Annotated in this window: 20 protein-coding genes; 16 read left to right on the top strand and 4 right to left on the bottom strand. The window is 36.1% G+C overall.

Annotated features, from left to right (window positions below):
* Positions 1 to 79: 79 nt before the first annotated feature.
* The 11 genes from AC2A1G_RS13595 (at position 80) to AC2A1G_RS13545 (ending at position 7,818) form a co-directional block, all read left to right on the top strand.
* Positions 80 to 550, top strand: a complete 471-nt coding sequence (locus tag AC2A1G_RS13595; protein WP_484047455.1) for a hypothetical protein — start codon at positions 80 to 82, stop codon at positions 548 to 550.
* A gap of 2 nt (positions 551 to 552) precedes the next feature.
* A complete protein-coding gene (locus AC2A1G_RS13590; protein ID WP_484047454.1) occupies positions 553 to 951 on the top strand; it encodes a hypothetical protein in 399 nt (132 codons plus the stop codon).
* A 10-nt stretch (positions 952 to 961) separates the two neighbouring features.
* Complete coding sequence (locus AC2A1G_RS13585) at positions 962 to 1,333, top strand: VOC family protein (protein ID WP_484047453.1); 372 nt, start codon at positions 962 to 964, stop codon at positions 1,331 to 1,333.
* A 159-nt stretch (positions 1,334 to 1,492) separates the two neighbouring features.
* Positions 1,493 to 1,945: a VOC family protein gene (locus AC2A1G_RS13580; protein ID WP_484047452.1), complete on the top strand. Its 453-nt coding sequence runs from the start codon at positions 1,493 to 1,495 to the stop codon at positions 1,943 to 1,945.
* Between the two features lie 309 nt (positions 1,946 to 2,254).
* Positions 2,255 to 3,868 carry a Na+/H+ antiporter gene (locus tag AC2A1G_RS13575; protein ID WP_484047451.1) on the top strand — a complete coding sequence of 538 codons (1,614 nt, stop codon included), beginning with the start codon at positions 2,255 to 2,257 and terminating at the stop codon, positions 3,866 to 3,868.
* Positions 3,869 to 3,887: 19 nt separating this feature from the next.
* Positions 3,888 to 4,316 carry an SRPBCC family protein gene (locus tag AC2A1G_RS13570; protein WP_484047450.1) on the top strand — a complete coding sequence of 143 codons (429 nt, stop codon included), beginning with the start codon at positions 3,888 to 3,890 and terminating at the stop codon, positions 4,314 to 4,316.
* A 15-nt stretch (positions 4,317 to 4,331) separates the two neighbouring features.
* Positions 4,332 to 4,715, top strand: coding sequence for a VOC family protein (locus AC2A1G_RS13565; RefSeq protein WP_484047449.1), 384 nt, complete (start codon positions 4,332 to 4,334; stop codon positions 4,713 to 4,715).
* A gap of 35 nt (positions 4,716 to 4,750) precedes the next feature.
* Positions 4,751 to 5,794 carry a glutaminyl-peptide cyclotransferase gene (locus AC2A1G_RS13560; RefSeq protein ID WP_484047448.1) on the top strand — a complete coding sequence of 348 codons (1,044 nt, stop codon included), beginning with the start codon at positions 4,751 to 4,753 and terminating at the stop codon, positions 5,792 to 5,794.
* A gap of 112 nt (positions 5,795 to 5,906) precedes the next feature.
* Positions 5,907 to 6,776, top strand: coding sequence for a hypothetical protein (locus AC2A1G_RS13555; RefSeq protein WP_484047447.1), 870 nt, complete (start codon positions 5,907 to 5,909; stop codon positions 6,774 to 6,776).
* Between the two features lie 24 nt (positions 6,777 to 6,800).
* Positions 6,801 to 7,415 carry a deoxynucleoside kinase gene (locus AC2A1G_RS13550; RefSeq protein WP_484047446.1) on the top strand — a complete coding sequence of 205 codons (615 nt, stop codon included), beginning with the start codon at positions 6,801 to 6,803 and terminating at the stop codon, positions 7,413 to 7,415.
* Between the two features lie 55 nt (positions 7,416 to 7,470).
* Positions 7,471 to 7,818 (top strand): ArsC/Spx/MgsR family protein, encoded by a 348-nt coding sequence (locus AC2A1G_RS13545; protein ID WP_484047445.1) that lies wholly within the window; start codon positions 7,471 to 7,473, stop codon positions 7,816 to 7,818.
* A gap of 84 nt (positions 7,819 to 7,902) precedes the next feature.
* Here AC2A1G_RS13545 and AC2A1G_RS13540 read toward each other — a convergent pair whose 3' ends face one another.
* Together AC2A1G_RS13540 and AC2A1G_RS13535 are read right to left on the bottom strand one after the other, a co-directional pair.
* On the bottom strand, positions 7,903 to 8,208 hold the full coding sequence (locus tag AC2A1G_RS13540; RefSeq protein WP_484047444.1) for a DUF493 family protein: 306 nt from the start codon (positions 8,206 to 8,208) through the stop codon (positions 7,903 to 7,905).
* A 24-nt stretch (positions 8,209 to 8,232) separates the two neighbouring features.
* Positions 8,233 to 8,913: a DUF4197 family protein gene (locus AC2A1G_RS13535; RefSeq protein WP_484047443.1), complete on the bottom strand. Its 681-nt coding sequence runs from the start codon at positions 8,911 to 8,913 to the stop codon at positions 8,233 to 8,235.
* Between the two features lie 402 nt (positions 8,914 to 9,315).
* Between AC2A1G_RS13535 and AC2A1G_RS13530 the strand changes: the two genes are divergently transcribed.
* The 5 genes from AC2A1G_RS13530 (at position 9,316) to bglX (ending at position 18,472) form a co-directional block, all read left to right on the top strand.
* The gene (locus AC2A1G_RS13530; RefSeq protein ID WP_484047442.1) at positions 9,316 to 12,135 is read left to right on the top strand and encodes a SusC/RagA family TonB-linked outer membrane protein; all 2,820 of its coding nucleotides are present in this window, start codon (positions 9,316 to 9,318) and stop codon (positions 12,133 to 12,135) included.
* 11 nt (positions 12,136 to 12,146) lie between these two features.
* A complete protein-coding gene (locus AC2A1G_RS13525) occupies positions 12,147 to 13,571 on the top strand; it encodes a RagB/SusD family nutrient uptake outer membrane protein (RefSeq protein ID WP_484047441.1) in 1,425 nt (474 codons plus the stop codon).
* Between the two features lie 81 nt (positions 13,572 to 13,652).
* Positions 13,653 to 15,041: a glucoamylase family protein gene (locus tag AC2A1G_RS13520; protein WP_484047440.1), complete on the top strand. Its 1,389-nt coding sequence runs from the start codon at positions 13,653 to 13,655 to the stop codon at positions 15,039 to 15,041.
* 357 nt (positions 15,042 to 15,398) lie between these two features.
* Positions 15,399 to 16,106, top strand: a complete 708-nt coding sequence (locus tag AC2A1G_RS13515; RefSeq protein ID WP_484047439.1) for a carboxylesterase family protein — start codon at positions 15,399 to 15,401, stop codon at positions 16,104 to 16,106.
* Positions 16,107 to 16,144: 38 nt separating this feature from the next.
* Positions 16,145 to 18,472, top strand: a complete 2,328-nt coding sequence (gene bglX, locus AC2A1G_RS13510) for a beta-glucosidase BglX (RefSeq protein ID WP_484047438.1) — start codon at positions 16,145 to 16,147, stop codon at positions 18,470 to 18,472.
* A 235-nt stretch (positions 18,473 to 18,707) separates the two neighbouring features.
* On the opposite strand, the gene AC2A1G_RS13505 is transcribed toward bglX, so the two are convergent.
* Both AC2A1G_RS13505 and lipB read right to left on the bottom strand, forming a co-directional pair.
* Positions 18,708 to 19,151, bottom strand: coding sequence for a hypothetical protein (locus AC2A1G_RS13505; protein WP_484047437.1), 444 nt, complete (start codon positions 19,149 to 19,151; stop codon positions 18,708 to 18,710).
* 135 nt (positions 19,152 to 19,286) lie between these two features.
* The gene (gene lipB / locus AC2A1G_RS13500) at positions 19,287 to 20,021 is read right to left on the bottom strand and encodes a lipoyl(octanoyl) transferase LipB (protein WP_484047436.1); all 735 of its coding nucleotides are present in this window, start codon (positions 20,019 to 20,021) and stop codon (positions 19,287 to 19,289) included.
* Positions 20,022 to 20,032 lie beyond the last annotated feature (11 nt).

Genomic DNA, 20,032 nt, shown 5'->3' with positions numbered 1-20,032 from the left:
AAAACGGGCTTTAGCCCGTTTGCAAGATGAACATTCCGTTGGGCTTTAGCCAAAATTTTTAATGTTAAAAGATTTTTCTATGAGAAAATTTTTATTTGTTTTATCTTTTCTTTCTTCATTTTGTTTTGCACAAATGCCGAATATTTCTACTGTCTGGCTCAACAACAGTAAACCATATGTCGGGAAAATCGGTAAAGATGCAGAAGTTTTAAAACTTAAGATTGACATTTCTGAACAGGATAAAAAGAATGATCAGGAGTATTTCGTTTCCGGATATTCTTTGGTGGATAAAGTCTATGCGAAATTTGAAGGTAAATTAAAAATTACCAGATACAAAAATTCTGCTAAAAAAAGTACTGTTTATGGCACTTACGAACTGGCGGAAGAAAACAAAGGCAAGCACTCCGGTGAATTCAAAGGAAAATTTATCTATACTTTCAGCTGGAATAAAGAAAAGGATCAGATCGAAAATCAAGAGATAGAGCTGATTGGCGATTGGTTTAGCTATGATAAAACAATGAATTTTAAAACAAAGCTCAAAAACCAATAATGATGATTAGAAAAATATTTGCGGTTATCGGTGGAATGATTGTCGGTAATTTGATCATATTTTTGATGGAAGCCATTAATCATTACCATTATCCTTTGCCAAAAGATGTGACTTACGAAAATAAAGAAGCTTTCAGCAAATATGTTGAAAGTCTCCCTACCGATGCGCTGCTGATGATCATTGTTGGATATGTAATTGGCGCATTTGCAGCTGGGTTCGTTTCTACAAAAATTGCAAAAGACGGTAAACCATACTACGCCATCATCTGCGGAGTACTACTGCTTTCAGCCATTATTTGGAATTTTACCATGCTGCCTACACCAGCCTGGATGTGGATTTCAGGGATTTTAGCGCCCTTTATTGTTTTCGCAGGATACAAAGTTGCTTTAAATAAAAAATAGAGATTAGTTTATGAAATTAGGAGTATTCTCATTAAGTTTAAGCGTAAAAGATTTAGCTAAATCTAAAGAGTTCTACGAAAAACTGGGTTTCTCATCGATGGGAGGAAGTATGGAACATAATTATCTCATCATGAAAAACGGAACTACCTTAATTGGTCTCTTTCAAGCCATGTTTGATGGAAATATGCTCACCTTCAATCCCGGTTGGGACGAAAATGCTCAGGATCTCGAGGAATTTGATGATGTAAGAGTGATTCAGCAAAAACTCAAAATAAACGGAATCGAACTAGAAAAAACGGCTGATGAATCTACCACCGGTCCCGAACATATCTTCCTCAAAGACCCCGACGGAAATATGATTCTTATCGATCAGCATCGGTGATGGGTGATGGGTAATGAGTAATTGGCAATGAGCAATAATTGATGAATGATGAATGAATCCTGCATCTCAAAACTCACAACCCAAGTCCCGCATCCCGCATCCTATAACACGAATCTCAAACCTCAAATTTCAAATTAACAAACATTAAACTATATAAAAATGGCACAGGTAAACGTTTATCTTACCTTCAACGGTAATTGCAGACAAGCATTTGAATTTTATCAGGATGTTTTTGAAAAAGAAATTCCTTACATGGGAACTTTTGGTGAAATGCCTCCGCAGGAAGGAATGGAAATGTCTGAAGAAGACAAAAACAAAATTATGCACGTAAGTCTGCCGATTTCCCAGGAAACGGTTTTGATGGGAAGCGACACTGGTGGCGAATGGGCAAACGATTTCGTTGCAGGAAACAATTTTGCAATCTCTGTAAATGCAGAATCCCGTGACGAAGCTAACAGAATCTACGAACGTCTGGGAAGACAGGGCGGTCACATGAAAATGCCGATGGCAGACACATTTTGGGGAGCTTATTTCGGAATGCTGACTGATCAATTCGGCATCAACTGGATGGTAAACTATGATGATCCTGCAAAAATGCAGCAACATCCTTAAGATTTATTTAAATTTAAGCCGTCAGTTTTTCTGGCGGTTTTTTATTTAACAGAAAGAAATTTGTAAATCATCCGTATAAAACAAAGAGACTAAGCCACTAAACCAACTAACCTTTAAACAATAAATGACAAACTGACTTTTTATTTATTGAAAATAATTTTAAAAGTGAAGTTCCGTCAGTTTAAAACTGAAGAATCCGACTCTTTGTCTGTTATTGATTTTTAGTATTAATTTTGTTTAATTGATAGAAGAAATTAATTAACTTTACTTTCAATTCTAAATACCTTTAAACTAAAATACCATTTCAGTATGATTCACGATTACGTAATTATTTCAATAGCCGTGCTGCTTTCCGTAATGATTCTTGTAATGATCGGTCAGAAGCTTAAAGTTGCCTATCCCATTTTCCTTGTTATTGCAGGTTTGCTGGTGAGTTTTATCCCGGGAATGCCCCAAATCGAGATAGAACCGGATTTGGTTTTCCTTATCTTTCTGCCTCCAATTTTATTTGAAGCCGCCTGGTTTACGTCCTGGCAGGATTTCCACAAATGGCGCAAACAGATTTTTTCAATGGCATTTGGTCTGGTTTTCCTTACCTCGATTGTGGTAGCTTATCTTTCTTCATCCATTATTCCTGGGCTTACTGTGGCGATGGGATTTCTTTTAGGTGGTGTAAACTCTCCGCCTGATGCTGTTGCAGCAACTTCCATCTTAAGAAATATGAAAATTCCCAAAAAAATCACAACTGTCCTGGAAGGTGAAAGTTTAATCAACGATGCATCAAGTTTAATAGTTTTTAAATTTGCTCTCGCAGCTGTGATTTCCGGGCAGTTTATTTTCCGTGATGCAGTGCAGGATTTCTTTACCATGGCTATTGGCGGAGTAGCGGTCGGTATTGCTTCCGGACTCATTTTTGGTAAATTCTTAAGGTTAATTCCATCTAATTCAAATATTGATACGGTTATTACATTGATTGTCCCGTATGTAATGTACGTTGCTGCAGAACATTTTCACTTTTCCGGTGTTTTGGCGGTTGTAGCAGGTGGTTTATTGATGTCTTACAATTCACATTGCTATCTCAGTCATACCTCAAGAATCCAGACCGGTAACGTCTGGAGTGTCATTATCTTTCTGATGAATACGATTATTTTTATCTTAATTGGTCTGGAATTACCCATTGTTGTTGCAGCGATGAAAGATTACACCATTTCTGAAGGTATTTTCTACAGTATTGTCATCGGTGGAGCTATTATTTTCACGAGGCTGGCTTACAGTTATGCGATTGTTTATGTACCATGGCTTCTATCCAAAAAAAGAAGGCTGGAAAACCCCAAACCAGATTGGAAAGAGCCTTTTATCATTAGTTTTGCAGCAATGCGGGGAGTAGTTTCATTGGCTGCGGCGCTGTCAATTCCGGTTTATATCAGCCCAGGGGAACCGTTTCCGCACAGAAATATAATTTTATTCGTCACTTTTGTTATCATTTTAATTACCTTAGTGGGGCAGGGTTTGTTACTTTCTCCAATTTTAAAATGGCTGAAAATTGACGATGCCGGAAGCGATTTGCCTGAAGAAAAGCAGGAAGCAATTTTAATGAAAAAGCTTAAAGAAACGGCACTCGAAAAACTTACTGGTGATTTTTCTGAACTTTCTGAAAACAACAGTTTGGTAAAACATCAGATTTACAAACTGGAAAACGAGATGAAATTAATTGCAGATAAGGCTCAATGCATGAGTTCTACAGTAGATTATGCTTCTGCAATGAATGAAAATAAAGATGTTCTGAGGCAGGTAATTCAGGCACAGCGAAACGAACTTCACAGAATGAAGCGTGAGAAAATTTTTGACGATCATGTGATGAGAACGATAGAAATGCAGCTCGATTTTGATGAAGCGAAAATCACAGGTTTTGCGCATACTTAACATTTAAACTTAAAAAAAAATGAGTAATCCTATCGAAATTCAGTCCGTGGTAAATGCTTGGCCAGAAAGAATCTGGGAAGCTTTAACAGATAAAAATGAGATGAAATCGTGGTATTTTGATATTCCTGATTTTGTTCCGGAAGTGGGTGCTCTATTTAATTTTTATGAACCAGGAGATCACAAAAAATACCACCACGTAGGAGAAGTTTTAGAGGTTGTACCCAATCAGAAATTGTCTTACACATGGACTTATCCTGATTTTTCGGTTGAAAAAACGGTCGTGACCTGGGAAATTATTCAAAATGAAAAAGGAGAAACTGTAGTGAAAATTACCCACACGGGTACAGATAAATTTGAAGGTCTTGGCGAAAACTTTACCAGAAAAAGTTTTGCAGAAGGTTGGAGCGGAATTCTGAATCAGAGTTTGAAACCGTTTTTGGAGAAATAATTTAAACAAATTCAAATGTCAAAATTCAACAACCTTAAACCAATACTGTGGACAGATCACTTGGATGAATCCATATCGTTTTATACTCATATTTTAGGATTCAGTTTAAATGAAAAAAACGATGACTGGCAGTGGGCTTCTTTACAGAAGGATCAGGTGGTTCTGATGATTTCCAAGAAGAATGACCATTCTAAATTTAACAATATTGGGTTTTCAGGTTCCTTTTATTTTAATGTTGATGATGTGGAAGTTTTATGGTCAGATTTAAAGGAAAAAGCTGATGTCTGCTACGAAATTGAAACATTTGAATGGGGAATGAGAGAGTTTGCAGTCTACGACAACAACGGTTATATATTACAATTCGGAGAGAATGTTTCTGAAATTAGCAAAGAGCCATAAATTTTGTTATTTTTGAGAAATTTTTTAAAAGGAATATGAAAAATAAAATCATAGCAGGATTTTCTGCGCTTCTTATATCTGCAACGCTTTTTTCGGTTGTTTCTTGTAAAAATGACGAGAAAACAATGAATAATCTTGCAGATTACAACAATTCTATGGAGGCGAAAGGATATCATTTCGGAGATAAACTTAATCTGCCACAGGATGTTTTAGATATGGCAGAATCAATCACAATCAGTTTTGGAGACAAGGAAACTAAAGATCTGGTAGTTGACCCAAAATATTTTACGCTTGGAGATAATGCTGTCACTTTTAATATCAAAACAAAAAGTGGCGAAATGCTGAATCAGGATGCGACAATCAATGTCTACAGCAAAAGCCCTGAGCAGGTTTTAAATTATGAAATTGTAGCAGAATATCCTCATAATCGTGCCAATTTTGTACAGGGTTTCCAGATGGACGGTTCTACAATCTATGAAAGTGACGGTCAGTACGGAACTTCAAGACTTCTTACTTATAAGTTGGGAGACACGCTTCCGATAAACCAGACAAAGCAGGCGGCGGATATTTTCTCTGAAGGCAGTACTATCGCCGGAGATAAAATTTTTCAGTTGACTTGGGAAAACAAAAAAGGTCTGATTTATGATAAAAACACCTTAAAATTATTATCAGAATTTCCTTATCCTGATATGATGGTACAAGGTTGGGGATTAACGTACGACGGTAAAAATCTGATTGCGTCGGATGGTACTAAAAATCTTTATTTTCTGAATCCAAGCGATCCTTCAAAAATTGTAAGATATATTTCTGTTGCAGGAAACAGTTCGGTTTACGATCAGTTAAACGAACTTGAATTTTACAAAGGTTTCATTTATGCCAACGTTTGGCACCAGCCGATTATTTTAAAAATTAATCCTGCCAACGGAGAAGTTGTTGGTAAATTTGATTTTACAAATATTGCAAAACCATTTACCGATGCCGATAGCGAAAATGTACTGAACGGAATTGCGTTTAAAGGCGACAACATGGTTGTGACGGGTAAAAAGTGGTCAAAAATTTATGAGGTTGCTGTAAAATAGTTAAAATTGAAAGTAATTTCCCGCTTAATAAAATAAAGTATGTAAATTGTCAGCGTTCCTTTTGGGACGCTTTCTTAGTAAAATAATATTGAGGTTATTTAGTATCATCTTTGTGTTTTTATTCTGTACGGTTTCGGCACAGAAAAGTCTTCCTTTAGACACGCTAAAACTGAAGGAGGTAAAAGATTTTTTTGCGGATGATTACGGAAATCTCTATATCTACAAAAGCAAAGATTTCAGCCTTACCAAATACGATTCTTTGGGGAAGCAGATTGGTCAGATGATGCTTCCTGTTCCTTACAAAATACAGAGTGTTCAGAATCCTTTAAGCATTCCGCTTTTTTCTGAAAATGCTCAGGAAATGAAGTTTGTGGATCAAAATCTTAATGATATTCAAAAAATAGATTTCAAACAGAAATTCAGCTACATCAAACATGCTTATGCTGAGGATTTGCAGCAGATTTGGCTTTTGGATGAAAGTACAAGACGACTTTTGCAATATAATTTCCGTAATGATACAACGATTAATTCTTATCCTTACGATGGTGGTTTTGAAGATATTATTGATCTTTTGGTTTTTGAAAATAAAGTCTATGTTTTAAGTAAAAAACTTTTCAGAATTTATAATTTAAAATTTGAAAAACTATTTGAAGCTGAAGTTGCCAATGCCAAACGTTTCAGAAGAGAAAACGAAATGGTTTTGATTATTACCAAAAGCAGTATCCTGAGATTCAGTCCGGATCAGAAGATTACCAAAATATTTGAAGATCCCGATACGCAGATTGTGGAAAAAAACAGCCTTGCTTTTTTTGAACTAAAAGGCAACAAACTCTATCTTTACAGCCCAGAAACTCTTCGTCTTATGGAAGCCCAGGCTAAGAAAGCTAAGCTGGAAGAAACCATCGAAGAACTTGAAAATGAAAAATCTGATAAAGGCGACATTATTAAGGTTCTAGACGAAATTGAGGAATTGGGTTATTAAAATTTAAATAAGACACATAGAAATATGCATATTGCGGTTACAGGAAATATCGGAGCAGGAAAAACTACTTTAACGACCATGCTCGCTAAACATTATGGGTGGGATGCACAGTTTGAGGATGTAGACCACAATCCATATCTTGAAGATTTCTATGCAGACATGAGCAAGTGGAGTTTTGCTCTGCAGATTTATTTTCTTGGGAGCCGTTTTAGACAGGTGAAAGAAATCCGTGAAAGTGGAAAAAACATCATTCAGGACAGAACGATTTATGAAGATGCCCATATTTTTGCGGAAAACCTGAATGATATGAAACTCCTTTCAGACAGAGATTACGCCAATTATCTTTCTGTTTTTAATCTGATGAAATCATTCGTTTCAGCTCCTGATCTTTTGATTTACCTGAAATCTGACGTTCCTAATTTGGTTAAGAAAATTTATAAAAGAGGACGAGAATACGAAGCTTCAATAAGCATTGAATATCTTTCCAAACTGAATCAGAAATACGAAAAATGGATTTCTGAATATACCGAAGGCAAACTTCTTGTCATAGAAGTTGATGATCTTGATTTTGTAGAAAAACCTGAAGACTTTGGCTTTATTCTTGAAAAGATTGAAGCAGAACTCAACGGCTTGTTTTAAATCTTAATTGTCATTCTGAGCTTGCCGAAGAATCAAATCTCAAATCTAAAAAATCATGATACTGAAAGTACTTCACAACGGAAACTGCTCAAAATCCAAAGCAGTTTTAGAATACCTGGACGAAAACGGCGTTGCTTTCGAAATTATAGATTTAATTGAAGATCCGCTTTCGGAACTGGAAATTAAAACATTACTCAAAAAGCTAAGCCACAGCGTTCATGATCTCATCAGAAAGACTGACCGTCTTTACCTTGAAAATTATGCAGGCAAAGAACTTTCTGAAGATGAGTGGATTGGTGTACTGGTGAAAAATCCTTCACTTATTCAAAGGCCAGTTTTAATTAAAGGCTCAGTGGCGATGCTCGGAAGGCCGATTGAAAACGTAAAATTCTTTATTGAATAAAACAGAAAAGTCAGCATTCGCTGACTTTCACTTTTAGGTTAATTGTAACTTTATTACTTACTACTTATTAGTCTTTACCAATATCTAAAGTAATATAACTTCTTCAATTTTAGCTACTTCCTTGTAAATTCTCACTACCTGATCTGCATCCAAAACAAAAGCGTTGATATTGCAGGCTGTATATTTACCGTTTTTGCTTTCTCGGTTTCCAAGGGTGAATTTTATTCCGTCGAAAACCTTGTAGATTTCTGTTAATTTCGCCTGATCGGTTGGAATGATAAATTTAAATAAATAATCTTCCGGAAAATCGTGATTGTCTTCTAGTTTCTGCTTTAAAGATTCATAAAAATCTTCAGGGTTGGCGTGTTGGTTTCCCTCTATTATATCCATTTTTTAATTTGTCTTAAATTTAATTTACTGTTTTCCTAAAGGTCCTAAAAGGCTTTTAGAATTCTCAATTTCGTAGTCTTCAATAATGTTAAACATTCCGTTAACGAGTTGCTCAGTAGCCAGAGTACTTAATCCACCTGAATTTACGGAGGTTTTATTTCCTCCCAAAAGACTTCCTAAAAGATTGCTTCCTGAAAGAGCAGTATTAATCGTTTTTACGATACCGTATTTGTTTAATTCCTGTTCAACTCGAGGTGCGATGGCCTGTATGAGCTGAGCCTGTGTTTTCTCTTTCAAAACTAAAGTGGCTGTACCTTTCTCTCCCTGAATAATTCTGGTGACATCCTGTGCATTCAGACTGTTAACAGCAGTTTCCAGAATGGGCTTAGAAATATTTACTGTAAAAACGGCAGCTTCAGCAATATATTGTTTTTCTTTCTGAACCAGGGAAGGAGCAATTTTCTCTAAAGTTGCATTAATGTCTCTCAATTCCTTTGGAAGTGCCTTATCTATAAGGTTGTTTTGCAAGAAAGCATCTTTATTTCCGTAGATATTTGCACCTTTATTAATTCCGCCAAGCAAAACGCGTTTGATAACTGCTAAACCAATATCTGATGTTGCAAGCGTGGTGCATGATTGTACAGACGTGGTAATCGTGATACCCGTTCCCAAAATAAGAACTGCTGCAATAATATATTTTTTCATAATCGAATTCATTTGATATAAAGTTTCAAATATAGCACCAAAAATTAACAGATAAAAATTTCGCTTTTGTGTTTAATGATTTAGAAATATTTTCAATGTTAAAATTGCTATATGTTTATTAAAGTTTGAGTGTTTTTTACTATTTCATATAGGTTTTTGGGGATGTAAATGCTTCAAAACGAAAAATTAAACACACGTATAAGTATAAAAATGATAATTTTTTCTATTAATATTAACTAAATGTTAATGAATAATGCAATTATATTGATTACTTTTAGAATGATATGTTAAAAAGATAATTTTTTTAAGTAAAATTAACAGAAATGATTTTTTTTGTTATTTTTGATTAATGTCTTTTTTTGAGATAAAAGCAAAAGAAACAAACAAGAAAATTGAAACTATATGAAACAAAGTAATTTAAAGTATTCTACCCTCATTGCGGTTCTCTATTTTGGGATGAACGTAAGCGGGCAGACTACCCCTCAGGATTCAGTTCAAAAAGAACAAAAGATAGAGGAGGTAGTAATTGTGGGATATGGAACACAAAAAAAAGAAAATGTTACAGGAAGTATCGGTGTGATTTCGGCAAAAGATCTTGCAGACAGACCCAATTCTAATGCATTGAGTTCTGTACAAGGTAAAGCTGCCGGTGTTCAGATTTTTAATTCTGCAACACCAGGTGGCTCTCCCAGAGTAGATATTAGAGGAATTGGATCAATGACAGGAAGTACGGTTTACATTGTAGACGGTTCTATTACTACAGATATTTCGTACCTGAATCCTCAGGATATTGAGTCGATGAGTATTTTGAAAGACCCATCAAGTTTAGCCATTTATGGGGCACAGGCTGGTAATGGAGCTGTTATCATTAAAACTAAAACAGGTAAAGGTAAGAAACCGACCTTTAACGTAAATTCTTATTTAGGAATTAAGACTGTTACAAATGTACCTAAAATGGTAAATGCGGATCAGTATATTGAGCTTCATAATGAAAAGTTATATAATGATACTGGATCTGGTGCAGGATCTATCTCAAGAAATAATTATCCGGCAGATACAAATTGGTTTAAGGAAATCTTGAGACCAAGTAGCATTAATTCAAACGATTTTTCTGCCTCAGGATCTGCAGGAAAACTTTCATATTATGGTAGTGTAGGTTATCTTCAGGATGAGGGGAATTTGGATGCTAATAAAGGTATAAATTCTGGAAGTAACTTCAAGCGATTTACTACAAAAGTGAATTTAAGTTATAAAATAACAGATAATATCACCATAGGAGATAACTTTACATTCTCAAAAATTCTTACAAACAGTGCAAACAATCCTTTACTGAACGCTTATAATGCACCACCGGTTTATGATGCTATAAATCCTGCTACCGGAAATTACCAATATTTTACGTTAGTTACTGTAAGCAATCCACGTGCTCAGTTAGATCTTTTCAGATCGCAGAACAGGCAGCAAAGAATGTTAAACAATGTTTGGGGGGAAGTTAAATTTTTAAAAGATTTTACTTTTAGAACAAGTTTAACTACTGATAATTTAAATTCAAGTTTGTTTGAATATACTCCTGTACAAACATATTTGCCAACACCTGCAAATTCCACATTAATAACAAGAGATTCTCGAAACAGAGATTATGTGTGGGATAATACGTTAAACTGGAAGAAAAAATTTGGAAGTCATAATCTTGATGTTTTAGCAGGTTTTTCTAGAACTCAAAATTATTATTCTCAGTCTTACTGGAATGCCCGTAATGTAAATTATGATGGTGGCAACGGTTCGTTACAAATTTCTAGTGGAACAAATATTTTTGGTGTCGATGTATACAATGCAGAATATAACGTTGTACCTTATATCTCAAGAATTCAATCTTTTTTTGGTAGAGTTAATTACGACTACAAAGGTAAATATCTTGTAAATGCCTCAATTCGTAGAGATGGATCTTCTAATTTTAATATTGACAGAAACGAGATTTTTCCATCAGTAAGTGCGGGATGGGTTATTTCTAAAGAGAACTTTATGAGCAATCAAAATGTTTTCAATCTTTTGAAGTTAAGAGGAAGCTGGGGTAGAACAGGAAACCCAAATGTGCAGTATGGAGCTTACCAATTGTCAGCTACTGCTGTCAATGCAGGTGCTTATTACGGTACGATTGGCTCACCAGCTCAAACTATCAGTCAGTTTATTGATACGACTATTGGTTGGGAAATTACTACAGGGAAAGATTTTGGTATTGAAATGGCTTTTTTAAATAATGCGTTAAAGTTTGAAGCAGCTTATTTTGATAAAGATACGAAAGATGTTGTTTATGGAATTGTACAGAGCCCTGTTTCAGGAGCAAGTAATAATAACAATTATATTACAAATGCTTTTTCTTTCAACAACAGAGGTCTTGAATTTTCTGTAAATTATGATAAAAAGATTTCTGAAAAAGTAAGAATAGGTTTCTACGGTAATTTTACATCTCTTAAAAACAAAATTACTTCTGTTTTTGGAGGTTCTTATCAGAATGCAGGAGCAAGTCTATTCGGTAATCAAATTGTAAGACTTGAAGCTGGACAATCTGTAGGTTCTTATTACGGATATCAAGTTGGTGGTGTATTCCAAACAGATGCTGAAGCTGCAGCATCCGCACAAGGTGCATCAGGTGCAAAAGCAGGTTGGTTTAAATTTGTAGACCAAGATGGGAATGGTATTATAGATGCAAGAGATAAAACATTTTTAGGAAGTCCTGTACCAAAAGGTACTTATGGTTTCGGATTTAATATGAATGTTTCTAATCTTGATTTCGGAATTGATTTCCAGGGTGTATTCGGTAACAAAATTTATAATTATAATAGAGAGCAACGTTATGGAAATGAAAGTTGGGATTTAGACTTCTACAATAATAGATGGCAGGGTGCAGGTACATCCAATTCGTACTCTATGGCTACAAATAATCAATCCATAATTCTGCCAAGCAGTTTTTATGTTGAAGATGGAAGCTATTTCCGTATCAGAAATATTCAGGTTGGTTATACACTGCCAAAAGGTTTCTCAAAATTACCTAATTTCAATAAGGTAAGAATTTATCTAAGTGCACAAAACCCATGGACATCATTCAAATATAATGGTTTCTCTCCTGAAATTACAAGTTCCGACAGAGTAAGTATGGGTGTCGATAATAATATTTATCCCATGTCTGCGATTTATACAGTAGGTACAAGTATCACTTTTTAATTTAGAAAATCATGAAAAAAATAATTTTATCATTAGCTTTGATAGTAGCTATAGTTAGTTGTAAAGATGACTATTTAGATACCGTACAACCAGGTAGAGTAGACGCAGCTACTTTTTTTACAACACAGGATGATGCTATGCAGGCAACAAATGCCATTTATTCATCTCTTAGAAGTTGGGAAAATTCAGCATTTCCTGCTCAATTTGTTTTTGGTGTACCTGCTGATGACGTAGAAAAAGGTTCTAATCCAGGAGATGCATCATTCATTAATGCATATAATAACTTTAGTTACACTTCAAGCGATTCTGGAGTTGAAGGATACTGGATCGGTCAATGGCAATTTGTAAATCGCTGTAATCAGGTCATTACAAACGTTCCTGGCATCAGTATGGATGAGTCGCTGAAAAATAGATTAATCGCTGAAGCGAAAATGCTGAGAGCATACTTCTATTTTAATTTAGTTAGAATTTATGGAGGTGTACCTATTTTTAATGGGCTTCCGTCAGATGGTAACTACAACATTCCGAGAAATTCAGTTAATGAAGTATACGATTTTATAATTTCGGATCTTAGTGCGGCAGCTGCGGTTTTGCCCCAAAGTTATGACGCTGCCAATGTGGGTAGAGTTACTAAAGGAGGCGCCTTAGGTTTACTCTCAAAAGTATATTTATATAAAAAAGATTGGCAGAAAGCTTACGATACTTCTAATCAGGTGATTGCCTTAGGTTACTCGTTAGATCCTAGTTTCAATCATTTATTCAGGCCAGCGGGTGAATTTGGTTCTGAGTCTGTAATTGAAGTTAACTGCCAATGTTCTTCCCAATTTGGAGGAAGCCAATATGCGGAAGTTCAAGGTGTTAGGAATCAATACGGATGGGGCTTTTTTACACCTTCTGCAGCTTTGGAGTCAGCTTTTGAGACAGGAGATATTCGTAAAGAACTGACTATTTTGAGAGAAGGCGAAACTACGTTAGAAGGTGACCTTATCAAAAAAGGAGATCCTCAAGCAGGTGATATGTGGAATCAAAAAGCATACGTTCCTACTTCAGTTAATGATGCTAGCTGCGGTTATGGTTCTATTCAGAATATTAGAATTTTAAGATTCGCTGAAATTCTTTTGATTAATGCAGAAGCAGCAAACGAATTAGGAAATACAGCCACAGCAATAACAAATTTAAATAAAGTAAGAAATAGAGCTCAACTGGGAAATACTACAGCTACAACTCAAGGAGCCTTAAAAACTGCAATTTGGGCTGAGCGAAGAGTTGAACTTGCTATGGAAGGAGACAGATTTGTTGATCTCGTAAGAACTGGTCAAGCAACAACTGTTTTGGCATCTTATGGATATAAAGCAAATAAAAACGAAGTATTTCCAATTCCTTTGAATTCTATTAATCAAAGTAATGGTATTTTATCTCAGAATCCTGGTTACTAAAAATCATTAAACATAAAAATAACCAAAGTTTAACTTTGGTTATTTTTTTAACCAATTTTTATTTTTTAAATTGAAATTTATATGAAATTAAGTATAATATCAATTTTGTCAGTTTCAGCTTTGATTTTCAGTTGTACAACAGCTTCAAATTCCTCTAAAAATACTTCCCAAAACAAAACCGTTTCAGGAAATATTTCAGACGAACAGCTGATGGATAAAGTTCAGAGAGATGCTTTGAAATACTTCTGGGATTATGCCGAACCAAACTCAAAACTTGGAAGAGAGCGTTATCACGAAGACAACATTTATCCTGATAATGACAAACACGTTATCACAACCGGAGGTTCTGGATTCGGGCTTGCAACAATCTTAGTTGGTGTGGAAAGAGGTTTTATTTCCAGAAAAGAGGCTGTGAAAAGGCTCACCACGATGATGGATTTTCTCGCAAAAGCAGACCGCCACAAAGGCGCATGGTCACACTGGATTAACGGAGAAACCGGAAAAACCGTTCCCTTCGGAAAGAAAGACAATGGTGGAGATTTGGTGGAAACAGCGTTCTTGACGACAGGAATAATTCAGGTTCGCGAATATTTTAAAAACGGAAACACCGAAGAAAAAGCCTTAGCCAAAAAGTGCGACGAACTCTGGAAAGGAATTCAGTGGAACTGGTACACCAAAAGCGGCGAAAAAGTTTTATACTGGCATTGGTCACCAGAATATCAGTGGGAAATGAATTTTCCTTTGCAAGGTTACAACGAATGTTTAATTACCTATATTTTAGCGGCTTCATCACCAACCTATTCCATTGATGCCGAAACGTATTACAAAGGCTGGACGAGAAACGGAACTTACCTTTCAGACAAAGAAAAATACGGACTTCCAATGTACGTAAAGCACAACGGAGCCGAAGAATACGGCGGACCATTATTCTGGACTCAATATTCTTACATCGGTTTAGACCCGACCAATTTATCAGATAAATTAATCAAAAACTATTTCGATTTAAATAAAAATCAGGTCTTGATTGATTATAAATATTGTATTGAAAATCCCAAAGGTTGGAAAGGTTATGGAGCGAATTATTGGGGATTAACGGCAAGTTATTCAAGAAATAAAGATGGAAGTGTTGGTTATGATGCCCATTTTCCACAAAACGATCATGGTGTGATTACTCCGACGGCGGCATTGAGTAGTTTCCCCTACACACCTAAAGAATCTATGGGTTTTTTGAAGTTTATTTACACTCAAAAACCAGAATTCATCGGATCTGCAGGACCTTATGACGCAACATCTATTCACTACAACAATTGGACGACCCCGCGGTATTTAGCCATCGATCAGGGAACAATTGCCCCAATGATAGAAAACCACCGTACCGGATTTTTGTGGAAATTATTTATGAATGCCCCCGAAATCCAACAGGGATTAAAAAAATTAAGTTTCAAATCAGAAAAATACAATATCAAATAAACGTTAGTTATGCGAGATGTTATTAGCCAAAAGCCAACTGCTTTTTAGGAGCTTAATCCTGCTGTCCACTGTATCTTTTTTTGTGTCAGTCTCCACTTTGTTCCGTCTGCCACAAAAAAAGGATGCCGTTTCCATCAGGGCTAATGACTACTAACCGCCAAGCCTCGCCAAGATTTAGAAACTTTGACAAGGTTTATAAAGCCGAAAAGTAAAACCCGAAGGGTTTAACTTAAATAGCCGTCGGTGAAACCGATGGAAAAAAGAACAGACAAATCAGAACCCTGTAAGGGTTCAATTTGAATAACCGACCGTGCAGCCGATCGCAAAAAAAATCAAACGGCTTTAGCCAAAAGAAATATGAATTTAAAACTGAAACATTTACCTCTTTTATTTCTCCCGTTTTCCCTCAGCTTAAATGCTCAGGAATTAAAAACCACATTCAGTAAAGATGTAAAACGAACAGAAAAAATATCCTACATCCTCGACTACCCTAAAAATTCAAAAGGAAAAGTTCCTATGGTGGTTTTCCTCCATGGTTCCGGCGAAAGAGGAAATGATTTGGAAAAAGTAAAAGCCCACAGTCCGTTTACATACAAAAATTTAATCAAAGAACCAGTCGCTATTTTGGCACCGCAATGTCCGGAAAATACTTGGTGGGATACGGTAACAGTCTATCATTTAATCAAGGAAATTCAGTCAAAATATAAAATCGATGACTCCAGAATTTACCTTACAGGTTTATCGATGGGAGGTTGGGGAACCTTAAAATTAGCGATGGAGCATCCCGAAATGTTTGCAGCAGTCGTTTCTGTCTGTGCACCGACAGACAGAGTGATGTATGCCAACATTCATCAGTACAAAAATCTCAATATGAAGATCTTCCATGGCGGAATGGATGATGTAGTTCTACCGGAAAATGCTTTTAATTTTTACCAAAAACTTCATCCCATTAATCCATCAGCAGAACTCACGATTTTCCCAAACGACAATCATAACTCTTGGGATTCAACCTACTCAAATCCTGCATTGTACGAATGGATGCTGAGTAAAAGAAAAGAGAAATAATTTAATAAAAGAACAATATAATTTAAGAAGATAGATACATGAAAAAGTTAATTGTAATCGCCACGTTAGCATTGGCACCAATGTTTTCGGCACAGGAAATGGTCACAAAGCCCGTTCACTCTTATCAGACAGCCCAATATCAGGCAAAGAAAAAAGCATTTGTTGATGCACTTCTGGCTAAAATGACCTTAGATGAAAAAATCGGACAGCTGAACTTACCAAGCTCAGGAGATTTTACGACGGGTCTTGCGAAAAGTTCAGATATCGGAAAAAAAGTAGAGCAGGGATTAGTCGGAGGACTTTTCAATATAAAAGGAGCTGAGAAAATTAAAGCCGTACAAAAAGTCGCTGTAGAAAACAGCCGCCTGAAAATTCCTTTGATTTTCGGAATGGATGTTATCCATGGTTACGAAACCACATTCCCGATTCCGTTGGGATTGGCAGCTTCATGGGATATGAACTTAGTTCAGCAATCCGCGAGAGTTGCTGCAAGAGAAGCCGCAGCAGACGGAATCAACTGGACATTCTCGCCAATGGTGGATATTTCCCGCGAACCGAGATGGGGAAGGGTTTCCGAAGGTTCAGGAGAAGATCCGTACTTAGGAAGTGAAATTTCTAAAAACATGGTGTACGGTTACCAAGGCAAAGATTTAGCCAATGGAACCAATATTTTAGCTTGCGTAAAACACTTTGCACTTTATGGAGCGGGTGAAGCAGGAAGAGACTACAACACCGTTGACATGAGCCACGTAAGAATGTTCAATGAGTATTTTCCACCTTATAAAGCGGCAGTTGATGCGGGTGTAGCTTCAGTGATGGCTTCTTTCAATGAAGTCGACGGAGTTCCTGCGACAGGAAACCGATGGCTACAGACAGAAGTGTTGAGAAATCAATGGAAATTCAAAGGTTTTGTAGTAACAGATTACACCGGAATCAACGAAATGGTGAATCACGGAATGGGAGATCTTCAGCAGGTTTCTGCTTTAGCTTTAAAAGCTGGCGTTGATATGGACATGGTTGGAGAAGGCTTTTTAACTACATTAAAAAAATCTCTGGCTGAAGGAAAGGTGACTCAGGCCGAAATCGATATGGCTGCAAAAAGAATTCTGGAAGCGAAATACGATTTAGGTTTATTCGACAATCCTTACAAACATGGTGACGTAAAACTTGCGGCAAAAGAAGTGTACAGCATGGAAAACCGTAATATTGCCAGAAGTGCTGCGGCTCAGTCGATGGTTTTAATGAAAAACGAAAATCAGGTTTTACCATTGAAAAAATCCGGAACGGTTGCGGTAATCGGTCCGTTGGTCAACAACTCAATGAATATGCCTGGAACGTGGAGCGTGGCTTCGAAACATGCCAACGCAATCAATTTGATGCAGGGACTTCAGGCTAATTATGGGAAGGAAGTGAAATTCCTTTCCGCAAAAGGTGCAAACATTGACTATGATGCAAAACTTGAAGAAATCTACGCAGCTCACGGTAAAAAAACCGACAGAGACAACCGTTCAAAAGAAGCTTTATTAAAAGAAGCTGTAGATATTGCGAACAAAGCTGATGTCATCGTTTTAGCCATCGGAGAATCTGCGGAAATGAGTGGGGAATCGTCTTCAAGAACTGAGATCACCATTCCTCAATCTCAGGTTGATCTATTAAATGAATTGAAAAAGACAGGAAAGCCAATCGCCATGGTGCTTTTCACAGGCCGTCCGTTAGCTTTAACGAATGTAAAAGATGCTCCTGATGCTATTTTAAATACATGGTTTGCCGGTTCAGAAGCCGGAAATGCGATTTCTGATGTTCTTTTTGGAAAAGTAAATCCTTCAGGTAAACTTCCGATGACTTTTCCAAGAAGTTTAGGTCAGGTTCCAATTTATTATAATGCTAAAAATACAGGTCGTCCATTAGACCAGAAACTGGTTGATAAATGTGAATATCAAAGATTCCGTTCGAATTATATGGATGAGTGTAATACTCCTCTGTATCCGTTTGGATTTGGTTTGAGTTATACGAAATTCAATTATTCTGATGTGACGGTTTCCAATGCCAATCCAAAAGGCAATCAAACCATTCAGGCATCGGTAACGGTGACGAACTCCGGAAATTATGACGGGGCAGAAGTGGTGCAATTGTACATCAGAGATTTGGTTGGAACCATTACAAGACCTGTAAAAGAGTTGAAAGGTTTCCAAAAAGTGATGTTGAAAAAGGGAGAATCTAAAAAAATTACTTTTGACATTACTCCGGAAAATCTGAAATTCTACAACGGAGATTTGAAATACGACTGGGAGGCCGGAGAATTTGATATCATGATCGGTACCAATTCTGAAGAGGTGAAACATTCAAAAATTAACTGGACGAAATAAGTCAAAAAGCCATTCGAAAGAATGGTTTTTTCATGCGTAATAGGTTCTGGATTATGAGCAAATAGTATTACAGGGAATGTATGAATGCTATTTCTAAGAGCTTGATAATAAGCTTTTTTTGTTAATTTTTGTAACCTCAAAATCGGGGACTTTGCGAAGCGGGAACAAAATAAAATCATCAGATAAATCATAAAAACCATTCGAGAGAGTGGTTTTTTTTGTGCATATTTTAATTTCAGATTTTATCTCTTAAATAGATGTAATCTTCTATTTTTTCAATGAATTTTTCATCTGAGCTTAGTATTGTTACAAATTCATAATCAAAAAAATATATATTTTTCAGATTGTTTCGTAGTAATATATCTTCCCGTTTATCTTCAGGTAAATGCTCAATGGAAAGTGTATTTGAAACAGGTTTTCCAAACTGATAGACAGCTAAATGATTTATATTGAGTTCTGAAATTTCTTTTAAACCTTTCAAATCAGTTAAGATATCAAATCTCATATTTCTGACAGTCATATTTTCATATTTTCTGTTATTCTTTAATTTAAAATCTGTCTTCCACCATTCAATCGCTTCGTTAGGAGTGAATTGATGAATGAGAATATGCTCAAAATTTTTATCAATCAATGACCAGATTTCTTCTTTGGAGTGGACGTCAAAAACAATTTTTTTCATTAATGATATTTTATGATAATAACAAAAATATAGAGAATTTTAAAACTGTTAAACTGGTTTGTTTCAGATCTAATGTAATATTTAAATTTAAAAAAAATCTGCTCCAAAAGAAACAGATTTCATATCATTATTAATTTAATAAGCTTTCACCATCAATTCCGCTTCAAAAACATCCTCAAAATGCTTTCTGATCTTGGCTTTGATGTCTTCCATCTCTTCGGGAGTCAGGTCTCTTTCAAGCTCTCTTTTCAGGGAAGTTACCTGTTTGTCTTTGATACCGCAAGGGATGATGTATTCAAAATAACGCATATCAGTATTGATGTTGAGGGCAAAACCGTGTAGGGTAACCCACCGTGAGGCTTTGACGCCCATCGCACAGATTTTTCTGGCGTAAGGTTTTCCTACATCCAGCCAGACTCCGGTTTCGCCGGGAGATCTTTCGCCTTTTAATCCGTAATCGGCAATGGTTCGGATAATTACTTCTTCCAGATTTCTCATGTATTTGTGGATGTCTGTGAAGAAATTTTCAAGATCCAAAACGGGATAACCCACTATTTGTCCGTACCCGTGATAGGTAATGTCTCCGCCGCGGTTTACTTTTACAAAAGTGGCGTCGATTTCTTTTAGTTTATCAATTCCGGCGAGCATATTGTCTTCATGTCCGCTTTTTCCGAGTGTGTAAACGTGAGGATGTTCCACCAAAAGAAAATGATTGGGCGTTGTGATATGATCTTCAGGAGCTAAATCGCGGTTTTTTATTTTGATGTCAATAATATCTTTCATCAGCTTTTCCTGATAATCCCATGCGGGCTGATATTCTCTGATGCCTAAATCTTCAAATTCTACGACTTTATTTTGATGTGTATTCATGCTTTACTTTG

Source organism: Chryseobacterium sp. HNCC26DJ240 (assembly GCF_057180485.1).
This window is presented reverse-complemented; position numbering and strand designations above follow the sequence as displayed.